A 20894-nucleotide genomic window follows, 5' to 3' on the forward strand; every position below is an offset into this window, starting at 1 on the left:
GACAACTGACTTCAAATTAACTTTTGCGGCTGACAACATTAATTCGATCGCTCAACTGACGCAAAGTTTGAGCCAAATTCGGGTCAGTGTTCCGCAACTGAGCAATTTTGTCACAACTGTAAAGCACAGTCGTGTGATCTTTTCCGCCGAACACTTCGCCAACTTTGGGCAAACTCAAACCAGTATGCTGCCGAATTAAATACATCCCTATTTGACGGGCAAGACTAATTTCTCGCCTCCGGGAAATGCCTTTTAAATCTTCAACAGAAACATCAAACTCCTCAGCCACAACTGCAATTACTGCATCTGGCGTTGCCTCTACGCTTTCAGTTTGCGGATTCAAAACCGGGGCGATATTTTCCACAGTCATCGGCAAACCAGTAATTGAAAGATATGCTACCGCCCGAATCAAAGCACCTTCTAATTCCCGAACGTTGGAAGTGTAACTAGAAGCAATGTATTCAATCACATCTCGCGGCAGCCGCATATTTTCATACTCAGCTTTTTTCTGCAAAATTGCCATCCGAGTTTCCAAGTCTGGCAATTGAATGTCGGCAATTAATCCCATGGAAAATCTGGAACACAAACGCTCTTGCAGGCGGGGGATTTGTTGCGGCGGGCGATCGGAAGCTAAAACTACTTGATTCCCGGCTTCGTGCAAAGTATTAAAAGTGTGAAAAAATTCTTCTTGAGTGTATTCTTTGCCTTCAATAAATTGGATGTCATCTATCAATAAAACATCTGCGGCCCGATAATGATCGCGGAAAGTTTGCATACTGTCTTTGCGAATGGCGGCGATTAAATCGTTAGTAAATTTCTCAGTAGAAACGTAAAAGATCTTGGCGTTGGGGTCAATTTCCAAGCGATAATGGCCGATCGCCTGCATCAAATGAGTTTTGCCCAAACCGACGCCACCGCACAAAAATAGGGGATTGAATTCTCGGCCCGGAGACTCGGCTACCGCGAGGGAGGCTGCGTGAGCCATGCGGTTGTTGGAACCGACGACAAAGCGGGAAAAGAGGTATTTCGGGTTTAAATTGGCGGGTTTGGGGGGGTGAAGCGAGTGACTTTCCTGGATATCCGCGATGGGGGAGGGCCAAATTATGGCCGAGTCGCTGCTGCCGCCTGTTTCGTTTCCCCCGGCAATTGTCAAGTAAATGTCTACGGGATAGCCCAGAATTTCTGCGACTGCATCGGCAAGGATTTCTCTGTAATATTTTTGTAACCAATTGCGAGCAAAGGGGTTGGGGGCGCTGACGATCAAACAGTTATTTTCGAGTTGTTCGGCCCTAGCAGTTTTGATCCAGGTCTCAAAGCTAGGTCTGCTCAGTTGTACCTGGAGACGTTCAAGTATCTGATTCCACAGACTTTCGAGGGGAATGTCCACTGCTCACCTCTGCCGATCGGCATTCAAGATATTAATTCTACTCTAGAGAGTTTAGTCGTCAGATGCTAAAGTTTAAGGGAGTCTGCCGTAGCTTGCGGGGCGGGACGCCATCGCCCAAAAATTTGGCGGCTCTGCAGTCCAAACCAGGTATCGGGGAGCTGCTCAGCAAATATTTAGATTTGGCAGGAAAGCCTTAAAACATGGCAATGAAGAGTTCTACTGGCAAATTTTGGAAGCAACCGGCAATTTACATATTGCTGCTGGTAACGGGAGCCGGGGCCGCCATGTTGGGCGATCGTCTGACGGTTTCTCAATTTCGTGCAAATTCTGGCGATTCTGGACAAAGGGCGCTAGAACCGAAATTGCAACTGCCTCCTAATACAAAGGATCAAGGTAGGAAAGTCTTGCCGCCGATTCCCTTGTCGGGGGACGTGGCTAATGTGAATTTTATTGTGGCTGCGGTGGCAAAAGTTGGCCCGGCAGTGGTTCGGATCGATGCTTCGCGCCGGGTGAGACCGGGAAATAGAGGGCTGTCGCCGGAAGATTTTTTTGGCATAGAACCGAATTCGGGCGGCCGGGGCGGGATCGAACGGGGCACTGGTTCGGGTTTTGTCATCGGTGCCGACGGGGTGATTCTCACTAACGCTCACGTTGTAGAGGGAGCCGATACGGTAAACGTAACTCTCAAGGACGGCCGCAGCTTTCAAGGGCGGGTGTTGGGGGCGGATAAGGTGACGGATGTGGCTGTGGTGAAGATTGAGGCGAATAATCTGCCTGTGGTAGCGATCGGCAATTCGGATAAGCTGTTGTCTGGGGAATGGGCGATCGCGATCGGCAATCCTTTGGGTTTGGACAATTCCGTAACTGCGGGGATTATTAGCGCTACAGGGCGATCGAGCACTGATGTGGGCGTACCCGACAAGCGGATCGGTTTTATTCAAACAGACGCTGCAATTAATCCGGGGAATTCTGGCGGCCCGCTGCTGAATGCTTCGGGCGAAGTTATTGGCATGAATACGGCGATTATTCAAGGTGCTCAAGGATTGGGCTTTGCGATTCCCATTCAGGCGGCGCAACAGGTGGCGAAGGAACTGATTACGACGGGGAAAGTCGAACACGCTTATTTGGGTATTGAAATGGCGACGCTGACTCCCGATGTTAAGCAGCAAATTAACAGCAACGCTAACAGCAGCCTGCGAGTTGCAGTCGATCGGGGTGTGGCTATTGTTAGCGTTGTTCCTAATTCTCCCGCAGCAGCAGCAGGTTTGCGGGCTGGAGATGTGATTCAAAAAATTAATAATCAACGGATTATTCAGTCGGAAGCTGTTCAGGAGTTCGTGCAAAATGCTAAGGTTGGCGGTCAGTTGCAAATGGAAATCAACCGCAACGGGCAAATAGTTAATTTGACTGTTAAACCGGGGAGTTTGCCGATTCAAAAAGTTCGATAAGAAGGAAGAAGGAAGAAGGAAGAAGGAAATGGTAATTTGTCAGTAGTTAACGACTAACCAATAACGACTAACCAATAACTATGGCAGAACTCTTACAAATCTCACAATTAGGAAATCCCGTATTGCGCCGCCAGTCGCAAGTTGTCGAGAATATTAAGGACGATCGCATTCAACAGTTGATTGACAGCTTAATATTTACAGTACAGCACGCAAACGGAGTGGGGATTGCCGCCCCTCAAGCGGCTCAGTCCGATCGCGTGTTCATCGTCGCATCGCGCCCCAACCTGCGCTATCCCCAAGCACCCAACATGGATCCCACAGCGATGATTAATCCCCGGATTGTGGCTGCATCAACAGAGACAATCAAAGACTGGGAAGGCTGTTTGAGCATTCCGGGGATTCGAGGATTGGTGCCGAGAAGTAGGGCGATCGAGATAGAATACACCAGTAGAGACGGCAAACTCCACCGACAAGAATTGACAGACTTTGTGGCCCGAATTTTTCAACACGAACACGACCATTTAGATGGAATCGTGTTTTTAGACAGAGTGGAAAATACCCACGAACTAATCACAGAGGACGAGTACCAAAAGCAAATTGTCAACTTACTATAACACTTGGTATAATTGCTAGTAGTAACGCCAGTGATGTTGTGAATAGGAGGGCGAATGTCTATCAATTTAGAAAAAGGCGGGAGAATCAATCTCTCTAAAGAAGCACCGGGGCTGAAAAATGCCGGGATTGGTTTGGGATGGGATATCAACGCTACAGACACCGGGGCGGCATTTGATTTAGATGCTTCCGTGTTTATGTTGGGGGCTACTGGCAAAATTCCCAGCGAAAAATACTTTGTTTTCTACAACAGCAAAGAGTCGCCGGACGGTTCTGTAATACATCTGGGAGATAGCAGAACCGGAGAAGGAGTGGGCGATGATGAAACCGTTACAGTCGATTTAACCAAAGTCGATCCGGCGGTGCAAGAAATTGTGTTTGTGGTAACAATTGACCAAGCAGAATCGAGAAGACAAAACTTCGGTCAAGTGCGGAATGCTTTTATCAGGATTTACGATACCACTACTAGCACAGAAGTCATGAAGTACGATTTGGATGAGGATTTTTCTCGGGAAACTGCGATCGAATTTGGCCGACTTTACAAGAAAGACGGCGAGTGGAGGTTCCAAGCCGTAGGACAAGGCTACAATTCAGGTTTGCAAAGCTTTGTAGACAAGTATGCCGGATAAAAGGTCGATCGCTCCTAGCTAAATAAATCGAGGGGAAATTCGGAAGCAGGAATGTTTCCCTCGATTTTAAGCAATCAGACTCATGAGGTGATAAACCAGATGGGAATTCAATTAAAGAAGGGCGAAAGATTTAATCTTTCTAAAACATCTCCAAGTTTAACAAAAGTTGCGATCGCCCTAGGTTGGGAAATAGCAACTGAACTAAATTTATCGAACTCAAACCCGCAAAGCTGCGATATCGATGCCTCTGTTTTTGCATTAGGTTCTGATGGCAAAATTCCCGATGAAAGATACTTTGTATTTTACAATAACTCGCAGTCGCCGGACGGAGCGATCGCCCATTCTGGAGATAATCAAACTGGTCAAACTCAAGGAGATGACGAGACAATTTATGTAGACTTAGAAAAAGTAACGGCTGCTGTTGAGGAAATCGTTTTTGTGGTCACGATTCACGACGCACAAGCTAAACATCAAAATTTCAGCCAAATCACAAATGCTTTTATCCGATTGTACGATCGAACAACCGGCAGCGAATTAGCGCGGTACGATTTAACAGAGGCTTTTTCTGAAGAAACCGCGATCGAGTTTGGACGGTTGTATAAAAAAGATGGAGCTTGGAGATTTCAGGCCGTAGGACAAGGATATAAAGCAGGGTTGCAGAGTTTTGTTGACAAGTATCATTCAGAGATTAAACAGCCAGAAAAGCCAGCAAAACGTACAGTAGAACTGCCTAAATTACCAGTTATTGAAGATAGTCACAAAAGTCAGAAAGCTATAGCATTAGACAAAAAGCTTGAGGAAAAAGCGCCGCACATTTTTAATCTCGCTAAGAAAGCCGATATCTCGCTCAAGAAAGCAAATCTAACAAATCACAATGCTCAAGTAGCCCTTTGTCTCGATATTTCGGCTTCCATGTCTTCGCTGTACAGTTCAGGAAAAATTCAGCGTTTGGCAGAGAAGATTTTGGCTTTGGGGTGTCGGTTGGATGACAACGGATCAATCGACATATTTCTGTTTGGAGTCAACCCCCACAATCCCGGTGAAATGTCGATCGACAATTTCTCAAACTTCATCCACAATATACTGCAACCGTATCCTTTAGAAGGAGGTACTTACTACGGTAAAGTGATGAAGGAAATTAGAAAGTTCTATTTTCCTGACGGTCGCGGTAGCAGGCGCAACGCAGCTATTAAAGCCGATCGACCTGTCTACGTGATGTTTGTGACTGATGGAGAAACTGCCGACGAATCGCAAAGCAAGCAGCAGCTAAAATGGTCGTCCTATGAGCCGATATTTTGGCAGTTTATGGCAATCGGTAAGTCGTTGAAGGATGTCAAAAGTAAGGGAGTTCGCGGCTGGTTAGCAAGAGCGGTAGCGAGCGATTTTACATTTTTAGAACAGCTTGACGAAATGGGCGATTGCTACCTAGACAACGCCGATTTCTTCAGTTTAGAAGACCCGGAACATATTGCCGATGAGGAATTATATGATTTGTTGACAGCCGAATATCCGCATTGGGTAAAATCAGCACGAATCAAAAATCTCTTACCCTAGAAACAGCTTTTTAATGCCAACAAAATGCTAGCTTAGGGCAATCATTCAACTTCACCATAAACCTTACAAAATCACAAAACTATGGCTATCAACTTGACAAAAGGACAATCAATCGTTCTCAGCAAAAGCGAATACGACTTGTCCAAACTGACAGTGGGTTTGGGCTGGGATGTTGCACAAGCTAAAAAAGGTCTTTTCGGGCGAAGCAGTGGTGCAAATTTTGACTTAGATTCCTACGCTATGCTGCTGGGAGAAAATGGCAAAATAAAGAACTACAAAGAGGATGTAATTTATTACTCTCATTTGGAGTCAAAGGACAAAACAGTTGTTCACTCAGGCGACAATCTCACGGGGGAGGGAGAGGGAGACGACGAACAAATAGTGGTGAAACTGAGTTCTTTGCCTGCAGAATATCACAAAATTATTTTGGGCGTAAATATTTACGATGGAAAAGAGAGAAAACAGCATTTCGGCCTGGTACAAAATGCTTTCGTGAGGGCTGTAGATGCCGCCGGCAAAGAAATAGCTCGCTATCAATTGTCAAATGACCCTTCTTATGAAGGAAAATTAAATATGTTGATGGGAGAAGTTTATCGAGAAGGCGGCGAGTGGAAGTTTAAGGCTTTGGGAAATCCTTTGGCTGAGGATATGAACGGTGTTGTCGGTTCATTTATGCGGTGATCTTAAAAATGTTGTTTTAACCGCAGATAAACGCAGATAAACGCAGATGAAATTCCATCTGCGTTTATCTGTGTTAATCCGCTGATATCTGCGGTTAAAAAATCCCCATGTACTTATTAGACATCTGCAAAAAACCTACTCCAATCAATCTTTGACCGGCCGCATTGTCGGGAACATGACGGCATCTCGGATGCTTTGAGTATTAGTTAAAAGCATCACCAATCTGTCTACGCCGATACCCATGCCCGCACAGTTAGGCATTCCCAAAGATAGCGCTTGAATAAAATCTTCATCCATTGGATGCGCTTCGTCATCGCCGGCATTTTTCTGCGCCAACTGTTCATCAAACCGCTTTCTTTGCTCTTTCGGATCGTTCAATTCTGAGAATCCATTCGAGTATTCTGTACCGTTGATAAATAGCTCGAAACGTTCTACAAATCCGGGCTTGCTGCGATGTCCTTTTGCTAAGGGACTGACTTCAACAGGGTAGTCGATGATGAATGTAGGTTGAATGAGTTTGGGAACAACTAATTTGTCAAAAACTGCATACAGCACGTAACCTAAACTCTGTTGTTCTAACTTAGACAGGTGCAATTCTAGTTTGCTTGCAGAGACGATCGCACTTTCCAAGTCCAAACTGTCAAAATCCAGCCCAAACTCGTCTCTGACAGCTTCTACCATCGTTTTTACTTGCCAGTGTTTGCCGCTGAAACCGGGATATTTTTCACTGTAGTCGAACTTGCGTTCTAAACTAATCGTTTCCCCCTGATTTTCGATTTCTTTGACATCCCCAAATACCGCCGCCGCTGCGAAACAAATCACATCTTCGACAACTCCTAAAATGTCGAAAACATCAGCATAAGCTTGGTAAACTTCTAAAGAGGTAAACTCAGGATTGTGGGTGCTGTCAATGCCCTCATTTCTAAATGCTTTCCCTAGTTCAAATACTCGCTCGAAACCCCCACAAATTGCTCTTTTCAAGAATAATTCTGGAGCCACTCGCAAATACAAATCTACCTCTAAAGCATTGTGGTGAGTGATGAATGGCTTAGCAGCAGCACCGCCGTAAATAGCTTGCAGTGTTGGCGTTTCTATTTCGTAAAAATTGGCTTGCCACAGATAGGAACGGATGCTTTGAACGATGCGGCTTCGCAACATAAAACGGTTGAGCGCATCTTGGTTGCTTGCCAAATCCATTTCGCGGTGACGGCGGCAAACTTCGGGGTCGTTAATTCCGTAATAAGAATCGGGAAATTGAATGGTAGCTTTTGATAAAAGCTTGAATTCCCTGACTAAAATAGAAAGTTCTCCCCTGGGGGTGCGGCAGCCGATACCTTCGACGCCGACAAAATCGCCGACATCGAGCAATTTTTTAATTTGTTCAAAGCTCAAACCGACTTCGCCGGTGACGATTGCTTTCTCGATTTTGAGTTGAATTTTGTCTGTGGCGTCTTTTAAATCGATGAAACCAATTTTGCCGCTGTCTCGCTTGGAAGTGATGCGGCCGGCTAATCGCAGGGAAATTTCTTCGGGGTCACTTTCTCCATTTTCGAGTTCTTTTCCCGGCTGACTAAATATTTCGCGAACTTGCTTGGCTGTGTGCGATCGCGCGTAGGATTCACTGGGATACGGTTCTATGCCTTGCGATCGCAGTTCGTCTACTTTTTGACTGCGGACTTCGGCTTCACTCAGAGTCATTAGTTATTGCCTGATTAAAATTACAAATATCTGACATCTTGCACTATTCTGGCGATCGTGCGATCGAGCGTTGCTCAAAGCAACGCCCCACAAGAAAATTCACTCTTTGTGGAACAGGCATCTTGGCTGTTCGCGATCGAGCTGCAAAATGTCAGAAACACCAAACTCTATCATAACTGGTCAACATAGACCAATTTGTCAGATAATCCAGACACACTGGCGATCGACAGATGCGGAAGGTCAGTAAGGTTTTAATCCTGACGGAAGTCTTCTATCCTCTCCATCCCTCCTACTCCCTCTCCCCAACAGTCAACAGACAACAATCCCTCCTACTCCCTCTCCCCAACAGTCAACAGTCAACAGACAACTATTGTTATCGACTGCACAAAGCGACCGAAACATTAAAAAATTAAGTTGTCTGTCGATCGCAACAGGTGAGATGATATGTAGTGCAGCCTCACGGCAGTTCCACAGAAACTGAACAGCAGAAACGCGAGCGATCGAACTCGGCTCATCGCACCTCTGTCAGGATCGACCACACACACTCTCTCTTAACATATAAAAACCAGAATTATGGCTGTTGCAACCCAATCACTCGAAGAACTCTGCATCAACTCTATCCGCTTTTTGGCCATCGATGCGGTAGAAAAAGCAAAATCAGGACACCCGGGACTGCCGATGGGCGCTGCCCCTATGGCCTTCGTGCTGTGGGATCGGTTCATGCGGTTCAACCCCAAAAACCCCAAGTGGTTTAATCGCGATCGCTTCGTCCTCTCCGCCGGCCACGGCTGTATGCTACAGTACGCCCTCATGTACTTGACCGGCTACGATAGCGTCACCCTCGACGACATCAAGCAATTTCGTCAGTGGGAATCCAAAACCCCCGGACACCCCGAAAACTTCGTCACCGAAGGCGTAGAAGTTACCACCGGCCCCCTCGGACAAGGAATTGCTAATGCCGTCGGTTTGGCAATGGCAGAAGCTCACCTCGCTGCTAAGTTTAACAAGCCCGACCACAAAATTGTTGACCACTACACCTATGTCATCATGGGTGACGGCTGCCACATGGAAGGCATTTCTGGCGAAGCTTGTTCTTTGGCCGGACACCTCGGACTCGGCAAATTAATTGCCTTTTACGATGACAATCACATTTCTATTGAAGGCGACACCAGCTTGGCCTTTACTGAAGATGTCGGCAAGCGTTTTGAAGCTTACAATTGGCACGTCATTACAGTAGACAATACCGCTCTAGACGAAGATACTAACCTAGAAGCAGTTCACAAAGCTATTGAAGAAGCCAAAAAAGTCACGGACAAACCGTCCATGATTAAAGTCCGCACCATCATTGGTTACGGTTCTCCAAACAAGCGCAATTCTTACAGTTCTCACGGTGCTGCTTTGGGTACCGATGAAGTGAAAGCAACTCGCGATTTCTTGAAGTGGGAACACGCACCGTTTGAGATTCCTGATGATGCTTTATCACACTTCCGCAAAGCAGTCGATCGCGGTGCTCAATCTGAGCAAGAATGGCAGAAAGCTTTTGATGCTTATAAAGCAGCATATCCTGCAGAAGCTGCAGAATATGAGCGCAGCGTTGCCGGCAAACTTCCTGAAGGTTGGGATAAAGTTTTGCCGACATACAAGCCGGAAGATAAGGCAGATTCGACTCGGAATCATTCTGGAAAATGTTTGAATGCTTTGGCAGGTGTACTACCTGAACTGATCGGCGGTTCCGCTGACTTGGCATCTTCTAACATGACTTTGCTCAAGGGTGAAAAAGACTTCCAAAAAGGTCAGTACGAAGGACGTAACCTGCGGTTTGGTGTGCGGGAACACGGCATGGGTGCGATCGCTAACGGTATGGTACTGCACGGCGGTTTAATTCCTTACTGCGCCACTTTCTTGGTATTTGCTGACTATATGCGGGGAGCAATTCGCCTCTCTGCACTCTCGGAAGCTGGAGTTATTTACGTAATGACTCACGACTCCGTAGCCTTGGGCGAAGACGGCCCCACTCACCAACCCGTGGAAACCATCGCTTCTCTGCGCGTAATTCCCGATTTGTTGGTAATGCGCCCAGCAGACGGAAATGAAACATCCGGCGCTTACAAAGTGGCAGTTGAAAGCCGCACTCGCCCAACTTTAATGGCTTTGTCGCGCCAAAATCTGCCCAACTTGGCTGGAAGTTCGATCGAAGGAACGGCCAAAGGCGCTTACATTTTGTCCGACGACGGCGGCACTCCCGACATCATTTTAATCGGCACCGGCGGCGAAACCTACCTCTGTGTTGATGCCGCTGAAAAATTGCGCGCTGCAGGTAATAAAGTGCGCGTAGTTTCGATGCCTTGCTGGGAATTGTTCGACCTACAAGATGCCGCTTACCGCGAATCTGTACTGCCGAAAGCTGTTACTAAGCGGTTGGCAGTTGAAGCGGCTGCTAGCTTCGGCTGGGGACGTTATTTGGGTTCAGAAGGCGACAGCCTCAGCATCGACAGATTCGGCGCTTCTGCACCGGGCCCCGTTGCTTTAGAAAAGTTTGGCTACACCGTTGATAATGTGGTAGCTAAGGCTCAGGCGCTGTTGGGTTAATAGCAGCAGCATAATTTTTGGTGGGGCGGGCTTCGGGCTCGCCCCATTTTTTATAGCAGAAGGAAGTTCGGCAACGGATTCGCTTTCTTCCGATGTAACAGATGTAACGGATGGATCGAAGAAGGCTTTAGTTATTTAGAAGATAAGGAAGAAAGAAGGAAAAGCTAAAATCCTAAAATCTCAAATCGGCATATAGGTTTCACTTCGTTATACCTCACATCTTGCACCATTGTCAGTAACAGGCTTTCCGGCCTGTTCCACAAGAAAATTCATCTCTTGTGGAACGGGCCGGAAAGCCTGTCCATAAAAGGATTATTGAGAATGGTGCAACATATGAGTTATACCCAACCTAGAGCTCGCTACAGCTCGCCAATCATTGAGAATTGCTATATTAAGACTTACGGAAGAAAAACCAGTTTCTACAACAATATTCGGTTTGGCAACGAGGCATTTATGAAGAAACCGGGTTTTTAGCCCCCGTGCCTCCAGAACTGTATATTACTGTATATTTCAGAGAGTTAAGATAATTTATAAGTTATTACGTTAAATTACTCCTTCCCCATTTCCCATTCCGTTTATGATTTGGAACTTTTTAAATCACCTGTTATTCACGGGAAATTATATTCCTCAAGGCTACTGTTACCTTTGGCAGCGAGAGCTAGTCGCACTCCACATAGTGTCAGACTCTATCATTGCCCTGGCTTACTATTCAATACCCCTATCGCTAATTTATTTTATATTTCAGCGAAAAGACTTGCCCTTTCGCAACATCGTTTGGCTGTTTGCAGCCTTTATTATCTCCGGCGGCACTACTCATGTAATGGAAGTTTGGACGCTTTGGCATCCTGTTTATTGGGTTTCTGGCAGTCTGAAAATTATTACCGCCGCGATTTCTGGTTACACCGCTTTTGCATTAATTCCTTTCGTTCCCCAAGCATTAACTCTCTTGAGTCCAACTCAATTAGGGATGATCGATATAATACTGCAAAAAGAAATAATTGAACGCCGAGAAACGGAAGCTCGCTATCAAACTTTAACTGAAGCTTCCCCGGTGGGAATATTTTATGCCGATGCTGGAGGAGACTGCTTGTATGTCAACGAGCGCTGGTGTCAAATTTCGGGAATAACCTGTGATGAAGCTTTGGGCAAAGGGTGGTTGCAAGGCATTCATCCAGACGACCGCGATCGGGTTTTTTCTGAATGGTATAGCGCCGCGCAGGAGAAATTGCCGTTTAAATCTGAGTACCGCTTTCAAGGCATTAATCACACTCAAACCAGTTGGGTATTCGGTCAATCTGTCGGTCAAATTGGAGAAAATGGGGAGGTTAAAAGTTATGTGTGTACTATTACTGATATTACAGAACGCAAGCAGGTAGAAGATGAAAATCGACGGCTCAATGAAACTCTGGAGCATCGAGTTGCTGAGCGCACTGCTCAAATCGAAATTTCTAACCACCAATTGCAAAAAGAAATAGCTTACCGCGAAAAAATTGCGCTCACTTTGTTGGAATTGACGCAACTGCAAAATGCAATTCTTAATAGCGCTAACTACACAATTATTTCTACAGATACCGACGGTACAATTAAAACATTTAATCGGGCGGCTGAGCAACTTTTAGGTTATTCGCTAAAAGAAGTGGTCGGAAAAGCCACGTTAGCAATAATTCACGAGCCTCTGGAGGTCGCTCAAAGAGCTGAAGTTCTTTCTCAAGAATTGGGAGTGAAAATAGAGCAGGGAATTCAAGTATTATTTGCCTTGCCGTCCCGGAAAATCGCTGACGAAAATGAATGGACTTACATTCGCAAAGATGGTTCGCGGTTCCCGGTACTGCTTTCGGTGACTGCCTTATTTGATAGTAACGGAAATATTAACGGTTTTTTGGGTATCGGTCAGGATATTAGCGATCGCAAACAAGCTGAAAAAGAGCTGCGTGACCTAACCAGTGCCATGCAAAATGCGGTGGAAGGCATTTCACGGCTGGATATTGAGGGGCGCTACGTGAAGGTTAACCGAGCTTACGCTCATAAATGCGGTTACGAACCGGAACAAATGCTTGGCATGAAATGGCAGCTCACCGTACATCCGGGCGATGTTGAGATGATGCTCTCAGCTTATCAGGAAATGCTAATTTCTGGCAAAGTAGAAGTTGAAGCTAGAGGAGTCCGAAAAAATCGCTCGTTTTTTTATAAGCAATTAACGATGGTAAAAGCTTGCGACGCACAAGGGGTATTTAACGGGCACCACTGTTTTATGAAAGATATCACTGAGCGGAAACTAACTGAAACTGCTTTGCAGGAAAGCGAATTTAAGTACAGGCAAATAGTTGAATTAGCAGAAGAAGGTATTTGGGTAATTGACCGAAATGGCCTCACGACTTACGTGAATCACGCAATGGCGCGAATGCTAGGCTATAGTGAATTAGAAATGTTCGGGCGGTCGCTTTTTGATTTTATGGACGAACGGGAAAAACCACAAGCTATTGAAAATGTCGAGCGGCGCAAGCAAGGTATTGGTGAACAACACGAATTTAAATTCAAAAGCAAGGACGGTAAAGATATTTGGACTGATATGTCTACCAGTCCAGTCATGGACTCCGAGGGTAATCTGCTGTCTTGTTGCGCCTTGGTTTACAACATTACAAGCCGCAAGGAAGCAGAGCAGCAAATGCTGCAACTTACAGAAGATTTGAAGCGTTCCAACGAGGAATTAGAACAATTTGCTTATGTGGCTTCCCATGATTTGCAAGAACCCCTCCGAGCCGTTACCAGTTACACTCAATTGCTGGCCCAGCGCTATCAAGGAAATTTAGACGATCGCGCAGATAAATATATTAATTATATTGTCGATGGCGCCACCAGAATGCAGCAGTTAATCAACGATTTGTTGGCTTATTCGCGCCTGGGAACAAGGGGTCAGGAGTTTGAGCAGGCGGACTGCAACGCTGTGGTTAAGCAAACTATGTGCAATTTGCAAATTGCGATCGCCGAAACAAAAGCTGTAATCACCTGCGACGCGATGCCAACTGTGATGGCGGATGAATTTCAACTGGTGCAATTATTCCAAAATTTGATTGCCAACAGCATCAAATTTTGTCGCCAAGAGCTCCCGTTGGTTCATATCGCTACCTGCAGGCAAGAGAGCGAATGGGTATTCAGTGTCCGCGATAACGGCATTGGAATCGATCCGCAGTATGCCGATCGTATTTTTATCATTTTTGCGCGCCTGCACTCCCGTCGCCAATATTCCGGTACTGGTATAGGTTTGGCGATGTGCAAGCGCATTGTTGAACGCCACGGCGGTCGGATCTGGGTGGTATCTCAAGAGGGAAAAGGAGCGACTTTTTACTTCACTATTCCTATAATTAGTAGCTGAAGCCTCAAAGTTCAATTTTGTTTTTATACTTTAAAGGATACGCCGGTTATGAGCGATCGAAGCACTGTTAGACCTATAGAGATTCTGCTGATTGAGGATTCTCCCAGCGATGCCGATTTGGCAATAGAAGTCCTCAGTCAGGGCAAAATATTGAATAACTTGCATTTTGTGGAGGATGGAGTCGAAGCAATCAAGTTTTTGCGCCGAAAAGAACCCTATCTCAGGGTACCTCGTCCCGATTTAATTTTGCTCGATTTGCATCTGCCGAAAAAAAGCGGTATTGAAGTGCTAGAAGAAATTAAAACTGACCCAAAGTTAAAATTAATTCCTGTAGTTATCCTCAGCACTTCAGCAGCTCCCGAAGATATTTTTAAGTCATACTCGCTCCACGCCAACTGTTACATAACAAAACCGGTAGACTTCGTAGAATTTACTAAAGTAGTGAGGTTAATTGAGGAATTCTGGCTGGCAGTCGTCAAACTTCCTCTAAATTAAACGAACAGATGCTTTGCTTATGAGCGCTCTAAAAATTTTTAACCTATGGAAATTCGGCTGGTGGATGATTTGCTCAGCGAGGCTGAATGGACTTTATAAAAGCTGGCGACCAGCCAATTTTTCACAATTTGCAAATAGTATAAGATATGGTAAAAGCAATAATTTTAGTGAATAAAGCTGGCTTTTCTGTTCGCATTATAGTCCCAATTTAATTATGCTTAACTTGATTTTGGCTAAAAAAACGGTTGAAAATATTGATATAAATCTCCTCAGCAGTCAAGTTAAAAATGATTCCGGTGGTAATTATGACAACCTCAGCAGCCGATGAAGAGATGCTCAAGTCTTATGCCCTCTCAGCCCGGTGCTACATCACTAAGCCTATCGATTTTAGTCAAGTTGCTAAGCTGGTGAGATGGATTGAGGATTGGTGGCGGGTGGTGGTGACAGTTCCCAAATAATAATTTTCAAGTTGAAAATGGCATGGGAAAGCAAAAAAGTTTAACCTAAAATTGGTAGAGTAAAAATTTTACAGTCAAAAACGTCTAAGCTATGTGGATTAAGATTCTGTTAGTAGAAGACAATCCTGCTGATGCTGATTTGCTTGCAGAACTGTTAGAAGTATCTGTGGGCGTCCAGTGGGAACTGGTGTCTGTTGAGTTCCTGCATGAGGCGATCGCACAACTGTGCAAACAATCCTTTGATGTAGTTTTGCTCGACCTTTCTTTGCCCGACAGCCGCGGTTTGGAAACGCTAACTCGCCTCCGAGAAGTTGCTCCTGATGTGCCAATGGTGGTAATGACAGGCTTGGACGATGAGGCGATCGCACTTGAATCAGTTCGCTTGGGAGCTCAAGATTACATTGTTAAAGGTCAAATTACTACTCAATTATTAGTGCGGACGATCCGCTACGCGATCGAAAGATCTCAAACATTTCAAATGCTGCGGGAAAGCGAGCGCCGCTTTCGGGCGATTTTTGACTCTTCGTTTCAGCTAACCAAGCTGCTGACTCCCCAAGGAATTGTGCTGGAAGTCAACGAGACAGCCCTCGATTTTTCCGGATTGCGATCGGAGGGTATTGTGGGTCGCCCGATTTGGGAAATGGCGATTTGGGCCCAGTCGCCACAGGTTTCCGAACAATTGCAATGCGCGATCGGCAAAGCAAGTCGCGGCGAGTTTTTCCGCAGCGAAATCGACTTGTTAGGCAAAAGTGACCAAATTATGACAGTTGATTTCTCACTGAAACCTGTTAAAAATGAAACAGGACAAGTTTTGCTGCTGATTGCGGAAGCCCGTGACATTAGCGATCGTAAACGAGCAGAAGCGGAAATTCTCAAAGCCCTCGCACGAGAAAAAGAACTTTCTGAACTGCGAGCTAAATTTGTCACAATGGTTTCCCATGAGTTCCGCACACCTTTGACAACCATCCAATTTTCCGCTGGATTGCTGCAAGATTACAGTTCTCAGTGGCCCCAAGATAAAAAATCTACTCATTTTGTGCGGATTCAATTAGCAATTAAACGCATGACAGAGTTATTAGAAGATATCCTCGTAATTGGCAAAATCGAAGCCAATACCTTGCAGTTTCAACCGGTTTCCTTAAACCTTGAAAAATTTTGCCGTCAACTGGTAGAAGAGCAGCAGCTCAACGACAGCAACCAACACCCGATCGCCTTTCAATATGAAGGCGGCAACTGCGAGGCTCAAATGGATGAAAAACTGCTGCAGCAAATCTTGGGAAATGTCCTCTCAAATGCCATCAAATATTCCCCCGCCGGCAGTACAGTTTCCTTGCACCTCAACTGTCAAAACAAAGAAGCTGTTTTCCAAGTTCAAGACCAGGGCATCGGCATTCCCCAAGCCGATCGAGAGCGGATATTAGAAACTTTTTACCGAGCTACAAATGTCGGCACTATTTCGGGAACAGGTCTGGGTTTAGCAATTGTGAAGAGGGCTGTGGAGCTTCACGGCGGCCAACTCGCGATCGACAGTCAAGAAGGAAAAGGCACAACTTTCACTATTACCTTGCCTTTAATTTGCGATCCCCGTCAATAACAACTGAATTATCAACTATATATATCCGCCATTTAACGATTAATTAAGCCCCTAACAAACAAACTTATCAAGTATCTGAACCCAGAATTTTTCCAACAAACTACTAACTAAAAGGAGCTATCACCGTGGCTAAGATTTTGGTAATAGAAGACGAAGAAGCGATTAGAGAAAATATTTTAGAGTTGCTGGAAGCCGAGAATTTTGAAGGAATAGGAGCGATTAACGGCAAAGTAGGCATCAAATTGGCGATCGAACAAATCCCGGATTTAATTTTGTGCGACATGATGATGCCGGAAGTAGACGGTCACGGCGTCATCAAAGCTTTGCGCTCCGAACCCTTGACTGCCACAATTCCGTTTATTTTCCTCACAGCCAAAGCCGATAAAGTTGACGTTCGCACGGGCATGGAACTGGGAGCTGACGATTACATTACTAAACCGTGTACGCCGCAAGAACTGCTCAAAGCCATTGCTATTAGACTTGAAAAACAAAAAACAATTAGCCGACAATCTCAAAAGACCCTAGACGAATTACGCACTAATATTAGTATGTCGCTGCCCCACGAATTGCGGACTCCTTTGAATGCAATTCTGGGCTTTTCTGAGCTAATTTTGTCAGAATATAAGGTATTAGAGGAATCCGATATCTTAGAGATGATCGGTCAAATTCAAACTTCCGGCCATCGTTTGTATCGACTGATTCAGAACTTTTTACTGTATGCAGAACTGGAGATAGCAGCCACAAATCCCGAACTGCTAAAGGAGATGCGAAACAGCGAATTTATCTGTGTAAAATCTTTGCTGAGTCAAAAAGCGCGGCAGCAAGCAAAACACGCGAATAGAACAGACGATTTACAATTAAACTTGCAAGATGCCTCGGTAGCTATGGATTCTGTCCGACTCGCAAAAATTGTTGAAGAACTATTGGACAATGCCTTCAAATTTTCATTAGAAGGAACGCCTGTTTTATTAAGCACTTTCGTGGAAAATAAGACTTTTTTTCTGTGTGTCAAAGACCAAGGCCGTGGCATGACTGCCGATCAGATTGCCCAGCTAGAAGCTTACAGGCAGTTCGATCGCAAACTTTACCAACAAGCAGGTTTGGGATTGGGCTTGGCTATTGTTCAACGCCTTGTAGAATTGCACGGAGGAGAATTTAAAATAGAAAGTTTTCCGCAACAAGAAACCATAGTTTGCGTTTCCCTGCCAGTCTAAACAATGATTAGACCAGTTTAAAAAAAGAATACCACTTTAGGCAAACTCCCAACCCTTATGGAATAAATCATTCCCAATTCTCAAATCTAAACTCTAAAATGGTATTATGCAGGAGCGATCGCTCCTTTCAGACACCGCTGCATATAAATTTGAGCTACCTTATCATTAGGGTTGATTTCCAAGCAGGCCGAAAACAATCTTATAGCTTCGCCACACTTGTCACTATTGTATAGTACCAAAGCTTGCTCAAAGATTGTCTTTGTCTCTAACTTTTTCTGTCGTAAATCTGGCGGATCTGCCGCAAATATTTCATAAAGTGTTACCATTCGCGATTTGCCTTTAACTGTTACGCGATCGATCAGCCTCAAATCATAAAAATCGTTTAACTGTATAAAAGTATTGTGAGTAATTAACATCGAAACTTCATACTCTTTCGTCAAAGTTTCCACGCGGGATGCTAAGTTTACCGCATCGCTAATCACCGTGCTGTCCATCCGACTTTGGCCGCCCACCGTGCCTAACATCAAAGAACCCGTATTGATTCCTATGCCAATTTGCAGCGGCGGGGAACCGACCTGATTACGACTAATATTATACTCGTTAAGCTCTTGTAGCATTGCAATTCCCGCTTTCACAGCATGGTCCGCACTGCCATCAAACAGCGCCATAATCGCATCGCCAATGTATTTATCAATAAAACCAAAATTGTCAGTAATTGCTGGTTCCATGCGCGACAAATAACCATTAATAAATTGGAAATTCTCTTCGGGATTCATCCTTTCCGAAAGAGAAGTGAAATCACGGATATCTGAAAACAGTACCGACATTTCTTTTTGTACCTGATCGCCTAATTTGACTTCCAGAATACTTTCATATCCCAGAAAGTGGAGAAATTCGTGCGGCACAAATCGCCCGTAAGCATCTGTTAATTTTTCTTCCGCTGCTAAAGCTTTTTGTAACTCGTCTGTGAATTGGCGGCGCTCGGTTTCTACCTCTAGACGTTCTGTGATGTCTTGAAAAGCTGCGATCGCGTAAACTATGTTTTTCCGTTCGTCGTAGATTGGAGTCGCCCAAACCTCGATCGGCACAATGCGATCCGACCCATGAACTTCTAGATCGTCCATACGCACAAATTCTCCCCGCAACGCCCGAACAATCGGTTGGCTATCTCTCGGATACAATTGATTAGTTGCAGCGTCGTAAAAATGATAAGCTTCAGGAAATTGGTCAGTACCCCCATCAAAAATTAAACCTTGGGCTAGTATCCTTTCGCCCCAAGAATTCATGTAAAAAGGTTTACCCTTACCATCCACAACAAATATTCCCACCGGCATCGCTTCCAAGAATTGAGTCAATCGGCTTTCGCTTTCTGAGAGTGCCTCATTTAACTTTTCTTGAGCTGCCAAAGCTTTTTCTAAATCATTAGTAAACCTGATTCGTTCCACTTCCACCTGTCTTTGCAAACTAATATCCTTAGCAAAACCCTGATAGTAAAGCACTTCACCGTTAGCATCATAAACTGTGCGCGCATACTCAGAAATCCATATAATGCTGCCATCTCGACAGTAAACCTGAGACTCAAACTCACACAGAGTACCGTGCTGTTTCATCAGCGCCAGAAACTCTTGACGGCGGTTCGGTTTCACGTACAATTGCTGCTGAATATCATTAATGCTTTCTATCAATTCTGATGCGGAATCGTAGCCGTAAATTTCTGCAAGAGCAGGATTCGCACTGATAAAATGTCCGTCCGGCGTCGTCTGAAATATACCTTCGAGAGCATTTTCAAATATCCCGCGATACTTCTCTTCAGCTTGAATTAGCGCCGCTTCAGCTTCTTTACGTTCACTTATGTCACTAAAAGCAATAATCGCATAGGAAATTTCGCCTGTAGAATCATAAATTGGAGTTGCCCAACTTTCTACAGGAGTAATCTTATTAGCTGTACGAATTTCTACACCCTCAGTCCGCACATTTTCGCCGCGAAGCGCCCGCATAATAGGCAATTCTTCCACAGGGCATCTCTGATTAGTCCCGGTTTTATAGAATTGATAAATTGCTGCTTTTTGCTCTGAATTAATATGTGGCACAGTGCCTTTGCCAAATACATCGCGTGCTTTCTGGTTAGCGTAGAAAGATTGCCCGTTTGCATCAAGTACACACACGCCCAATGGCATAGCTTCTAGATATTGCGTCAAGCGACTTTCGTTTTCATGGAGTTTGGCAATCAGCATGGCCTGCTTGCGGTTTAATTTTACCAACTCCTGATTCATTTCCTGAAGTTCTATTTGTTTTTCAGCTAATTGTTTATCTTGAAAATATTTATATATGGCCTCAGTAACAGTTAACTTTAAGTCATCAGATTGCCAAGGTTTAGGTATATATCGGTACAATTTAGCATAGTTAATAGCATTGGCTACCGCCTCCAAATCTGCCTGCCCCGTCAGCATAATCTTGAGACAGTTCGGCGAGATAGCGTGAACGCTCCTTAATAGTTCGTCTCCTTTCATACTAGGCATGATATGATCGGAAATAACCACAGGAACTTCATACTGTTCTGCTAAAAGTTCTGCCAGCAACTCTAAAGCTTCTTCGCCACTTTGGGTCGTTTCAATTAAATATTTATCTTCAAAAGCTTTGAGCAGGTCTATTTCCAGACTATCGAGTATAGTCTGCTCATCATCGACACAAATAATTACTGGTTTTTTCATAAATTTGCTAGACCAGACTTAATCGCTTCAATTAATTCTTGATTTCGCCAAGGTTTTTCTATGAAAGCATGAAGATTTGCTTGGTTTTTTGTGCGTTCGATTGCTTCTTTGTCGGCTTGTCCTGTCAGCATCACTGTCACAATTTGCGGATATTTTTGATGAATTTTAATCAGCAACTCATCTCCTTTCATTCCGGGCATCAACCAATCAGAGACAATTACTAAAATGTTAACCTCATCTTCACATAGCTCTTCAATAATTTCCAGGGCTTCGGCAGCACTTTCAGCAAATTCGCAAAGATATTTACCGTTAAATGCCTGTTGCAGTTCAATTTCCAGACTTTCCAACACTCCTACTTCATCGTCCACACACAAAATTGCTGATTTAGACATCGCTAGTTTCCTTCTTTAGTGTGGCAGGGTGAACCCCCATGGGCAGTACACCGTTTTCC

General features: G+C 44.8%; 16 protein-coding genes. 11 read left to right on the top strand and 5 right to left on the bottom strand.

Going from position 1 to position 20894, the window contains the following annotated elements; translation table 11 throughout:
• Positions 1-16 precede the first annotated feature (16 nt).
• Positions 17-1387, bottom strand: coding sequence for a chromosomal replication initiator protein DnaA (gene dnaA / locus QUB44_RS22845; RefSeq protein ID WP_333371024.1), 1371 nt, complete (start codon positions 1385-1387; stop codon positions 17-19).
• Positions 1388-1593: 206 nt separating this feature from the next.
• Here dnaA and QUB44_RS22850 point away from each other — a divergent pair, with 206 nt between their 5' ends.
• The 5 genes from QUB44_RS22850 (at position 1594) to QUB44_RS22870 (ending at position 6311) form a co-directional block, all read left to right on the top strand.
• The gene (locus QUB44_RS22850; RefSeq protein ID WP_333371026.1) at positions 1594-2835 is read left to right on the top strand and encodes an HhoA/HhoB/HtrA family serine endopeptidase; all 1242 of its coding nucleotides are present in this window, start codon (positions 1594-1596) and stop codon (positions 2833-2835) included.
• Positions 2836-2915: 80 nt separating this feature from the next.
• Positions 2916-3449, top strand: coding sequence for a peptide deformylase (gene def, locus QUB44_RS22855; RefSeq protein ID WP_333371028.1), 534 nt, complete (start codon positions 2916-2918; stop codon positions 3447-3449).
• 54 nt (positions 3450-3503) lie between these two features.
• Positions 3504-4076: a TerD family protein gene (locus tag QUB44_RS22860; RefSeq protein WP_333371030.1), complete on the top strand. Its 573-nt coding sequence runs from the start codon at positions 3504-3506 to the stop codon at positions 4074-4076.
• Positions 4077-4175: 99 nt separating this feature from the next.
• Positions 4176-5630, top strand: a complete 1455-nt coding sequence (locus tag QUB44_RS22865; RefSeq protein ID WP_333371033.1) for a TerD family protein — start codon at positions 4176-4178, stop codon at positions 5628-5630.
• Between the two features lie 81 nt (positions 5631-5711).
• A complete protein-coding gene (locus QUB44_RS22870) occupies positions 5712-6311 on the top strand; it encodes a TerD family protein (RefSeq protein ID WP_333371034.1) in 600 nt (199 codons plus the stop codon).
• A gap of 144 nt (positions 6312-6455) precedes the next feature.
• Here the strand turns inward: QUB44_RS22870 and lysS are convergent, their stop codons facing one another.
• Entirely contained in the window at positions 6456-8009 is a 1554-nt protein-coding gene (gene lysS, locus QUB44_RS22875) for a lysine--tRNA ligase (RefSeq protein WP_333371036.1), read from the bottom strand.
• Between the two features lie 401 nt (positions 8010-8410).
• Positions 8411-8548, bottom strand: coding sequence for a hypothetical protein (locus QUB44_RS22880; protein WP_333371038.1), 138 nt, complete (start codon positions 8546-8548; stop codon positions 8411-8413).
• 34 nt (positions 8549-8582) lie between these two features.
• Here QUB44_RS22880 and tkt point away from each other — a divergent pair, with 34 nt between their 5' ends.
• From tkt to QUB44_RS22910, 6 genes are all read left to right on the top strand, one after another.
• Complete coding sequence (gene tkt, locus QUB44_RS22885) at positions 8583-10598, top strand: transketolase (protein WP_333371040.1); 2016 nt, start codon at positions 8583-8585, stop codon at positions 10596-10598.
• 577 nt (positions 10599-11175) lie between these two features.
• On the top strand, positions 11176-13971 hold the full coding sequence (locus QUB44_RS22890) for a PAS domain S-box protein (RefSeq protein WP_333371042.1): 2796 nt from the start codon (positions 11176-11178) through the stop codon (positions 13969-13971).
• Between the two features lie 48 nt (positions 13972-14019).
• Positions 14020-14466, top strand: coding sequence for a response regulator (locus QUB44_RS22895; RefSeq protein WP_333081177.1), 447 nt, complete (start codon positions 14020-14022; stop codon positions 14464-14466).
• Between the two features lie 305 nt (positions 14467-14771).
• Positions 14772-14924 carry a hypothetical protein gene (locus QUB44_RS22900; RefSeq protein ID WP_333371044.1) on the top strand — a complete coding sequence of 51 codons (153 nt, stop codon included), beginning with the start codon at positions 14772-14774 and terminating at the stop codon, positions 14922-14924.
• Between the two features lie 91 nt (positions 14925-15015).
• Complete coding sequence (locus tag QUB44_RS22905; protein ID WP_333371045.1) at positions 15016-16518, top strand: ATP-binding protein; 1503 nt, start codon at positions 15016-15018, stop codon at positions 16516-16518.
• Between the two features lie 125 nt (positions 16519-16643).
• A complete protein-coding gene (locus QUB44_RS22910; RefSeq protein WP_333163105.1) occupies positions 16644-17732 on the top strand; it encodes a response regulator in 1089 nt (362 codons plus the stop codon).
• 104 nt (positions 17733-17836) lie between these two features.
• On the opposite strand, the gene QUB44_RS22915 is transcribed toward QUB44_RS22910, so the two are convergent.
• A complete protein-coding gene (locus QUB44_RS22915; RefSeq protein ID WP_333371047.1) occupies positions 17837-20443 on the bottom strand; it encodes a PAS domain S-box protein in 2607 nt (868 codons plus the stop codon).
• Positions 20440-20835 carry a response regulator gene (locus QUB44_RS22920; RefSeq protein WP_333163109.1) on the bottom strand — a complete coding sequence of 132 codons (396 nt, stop codon included), beginning with the start codon at positions 20833-20835 and terminating at the stop codon, positions 20440-20442. Before QUB44_RS22920 ends, QUB44_RS22915 begins: the two co-directional genes overlap by 4 nt.
• Positions 20836-20894 lie beyond the last annotated feature (59 nt).

The organism is Microcoleus sp. AT3-D2, assembly GCF_036705715.1.
Taxonomy (GTDB): Bacteria; Cyanobacteriota; Cyanobacteriia; order Cyanobacteriales; family Microcoleaceae; genus Microcoleus.

Coding starts and splice junctions, on each gene's coding strand:
- def (WP_333371028.1), top strand. CDS start 2,916: ATGGCAGAACTCTTACAAATCTCACAATTAGGAAATCCCGTATTGCGC.
- QUB44_RS22890 (WP_333371042.1), top strand. CDS start 11,176: ATGATTTGGAACTTTTTAAATCACCTGTTATTCACGGGAAATTATATT.
- QUB44_RS22900 (WP_333371044.1), top strand. CDS start 14,772: ATGACAACCTCAGCAGCCGATGAAGAGATGCTCAAGTCTTATGCCCTC.
- QUB44_RS22915 (WP_333371047.1), bottom strand. CDS start 20,443: ATGAAAAAACCAGTAATTATTTGTGTCGATGATGAGCAGACTATACTC.
- QUB44_RS22905 (WP_333371045.1), top strand. CDS start 15,016: ATGTGGATTAAGATTCTGTTAGTAGAAGACAATCCTGCTGATGCTGAT.
- QUB44_RS22860 (WP_333371030.1), top strand. CDS start 3,504: ATGTCTATCAATTTAGAAAAAGGCGGGAGAATCAATCTCTCTAAAGAA.
- lysS (WP_333371036.1), bottom strand. CDS start 8,009: ATGACTCTGAGTGAAGCCGAAGTCCGCAGTCAAAAAGTAGACGAACTG.
- QUB44_RS22850 (WP_333371026.1), top strand. CDS start 1,594: ATGAAGAGTTCTACTGGCAAATTTTGGAAGCAACCGGCAATTTACATA.
- QUB44_RS22870 (WP_333371034.1), top strand. CDS start 5,712: ATGGCTATCAACTTGACAAAAGGACAATCAATCGTTCTCAGCAAAAGC.
- tkt (WP_333371040.1), top strand. CDS start 8,583: ATGGCTGTTGCAACCCAATCACTCGAAGAACTCTGCATCAACTCTATC.
- QUB44_RS22920 (WP_333163109.1), bottom strand. CDS start 20,835: ATGTCTAAATCAGCAATTTTGTGTGTGGACGATGAAGTAGGAGTGTTG.
- QUB44_RS22895 (WP_333081177.1), top strand. CDS start 14,020: ATGAGCGATCGAAGCACTGTTAGACCTATAGAGATTCTGCTGATTGAG.
- QUB44_RS22865 (WP_333371033.1), top strand. CDS start 4,176: ATGGGAATTCAATTAAAGAAGGGCGAAAGATTTAATCTTTCTAAAACA.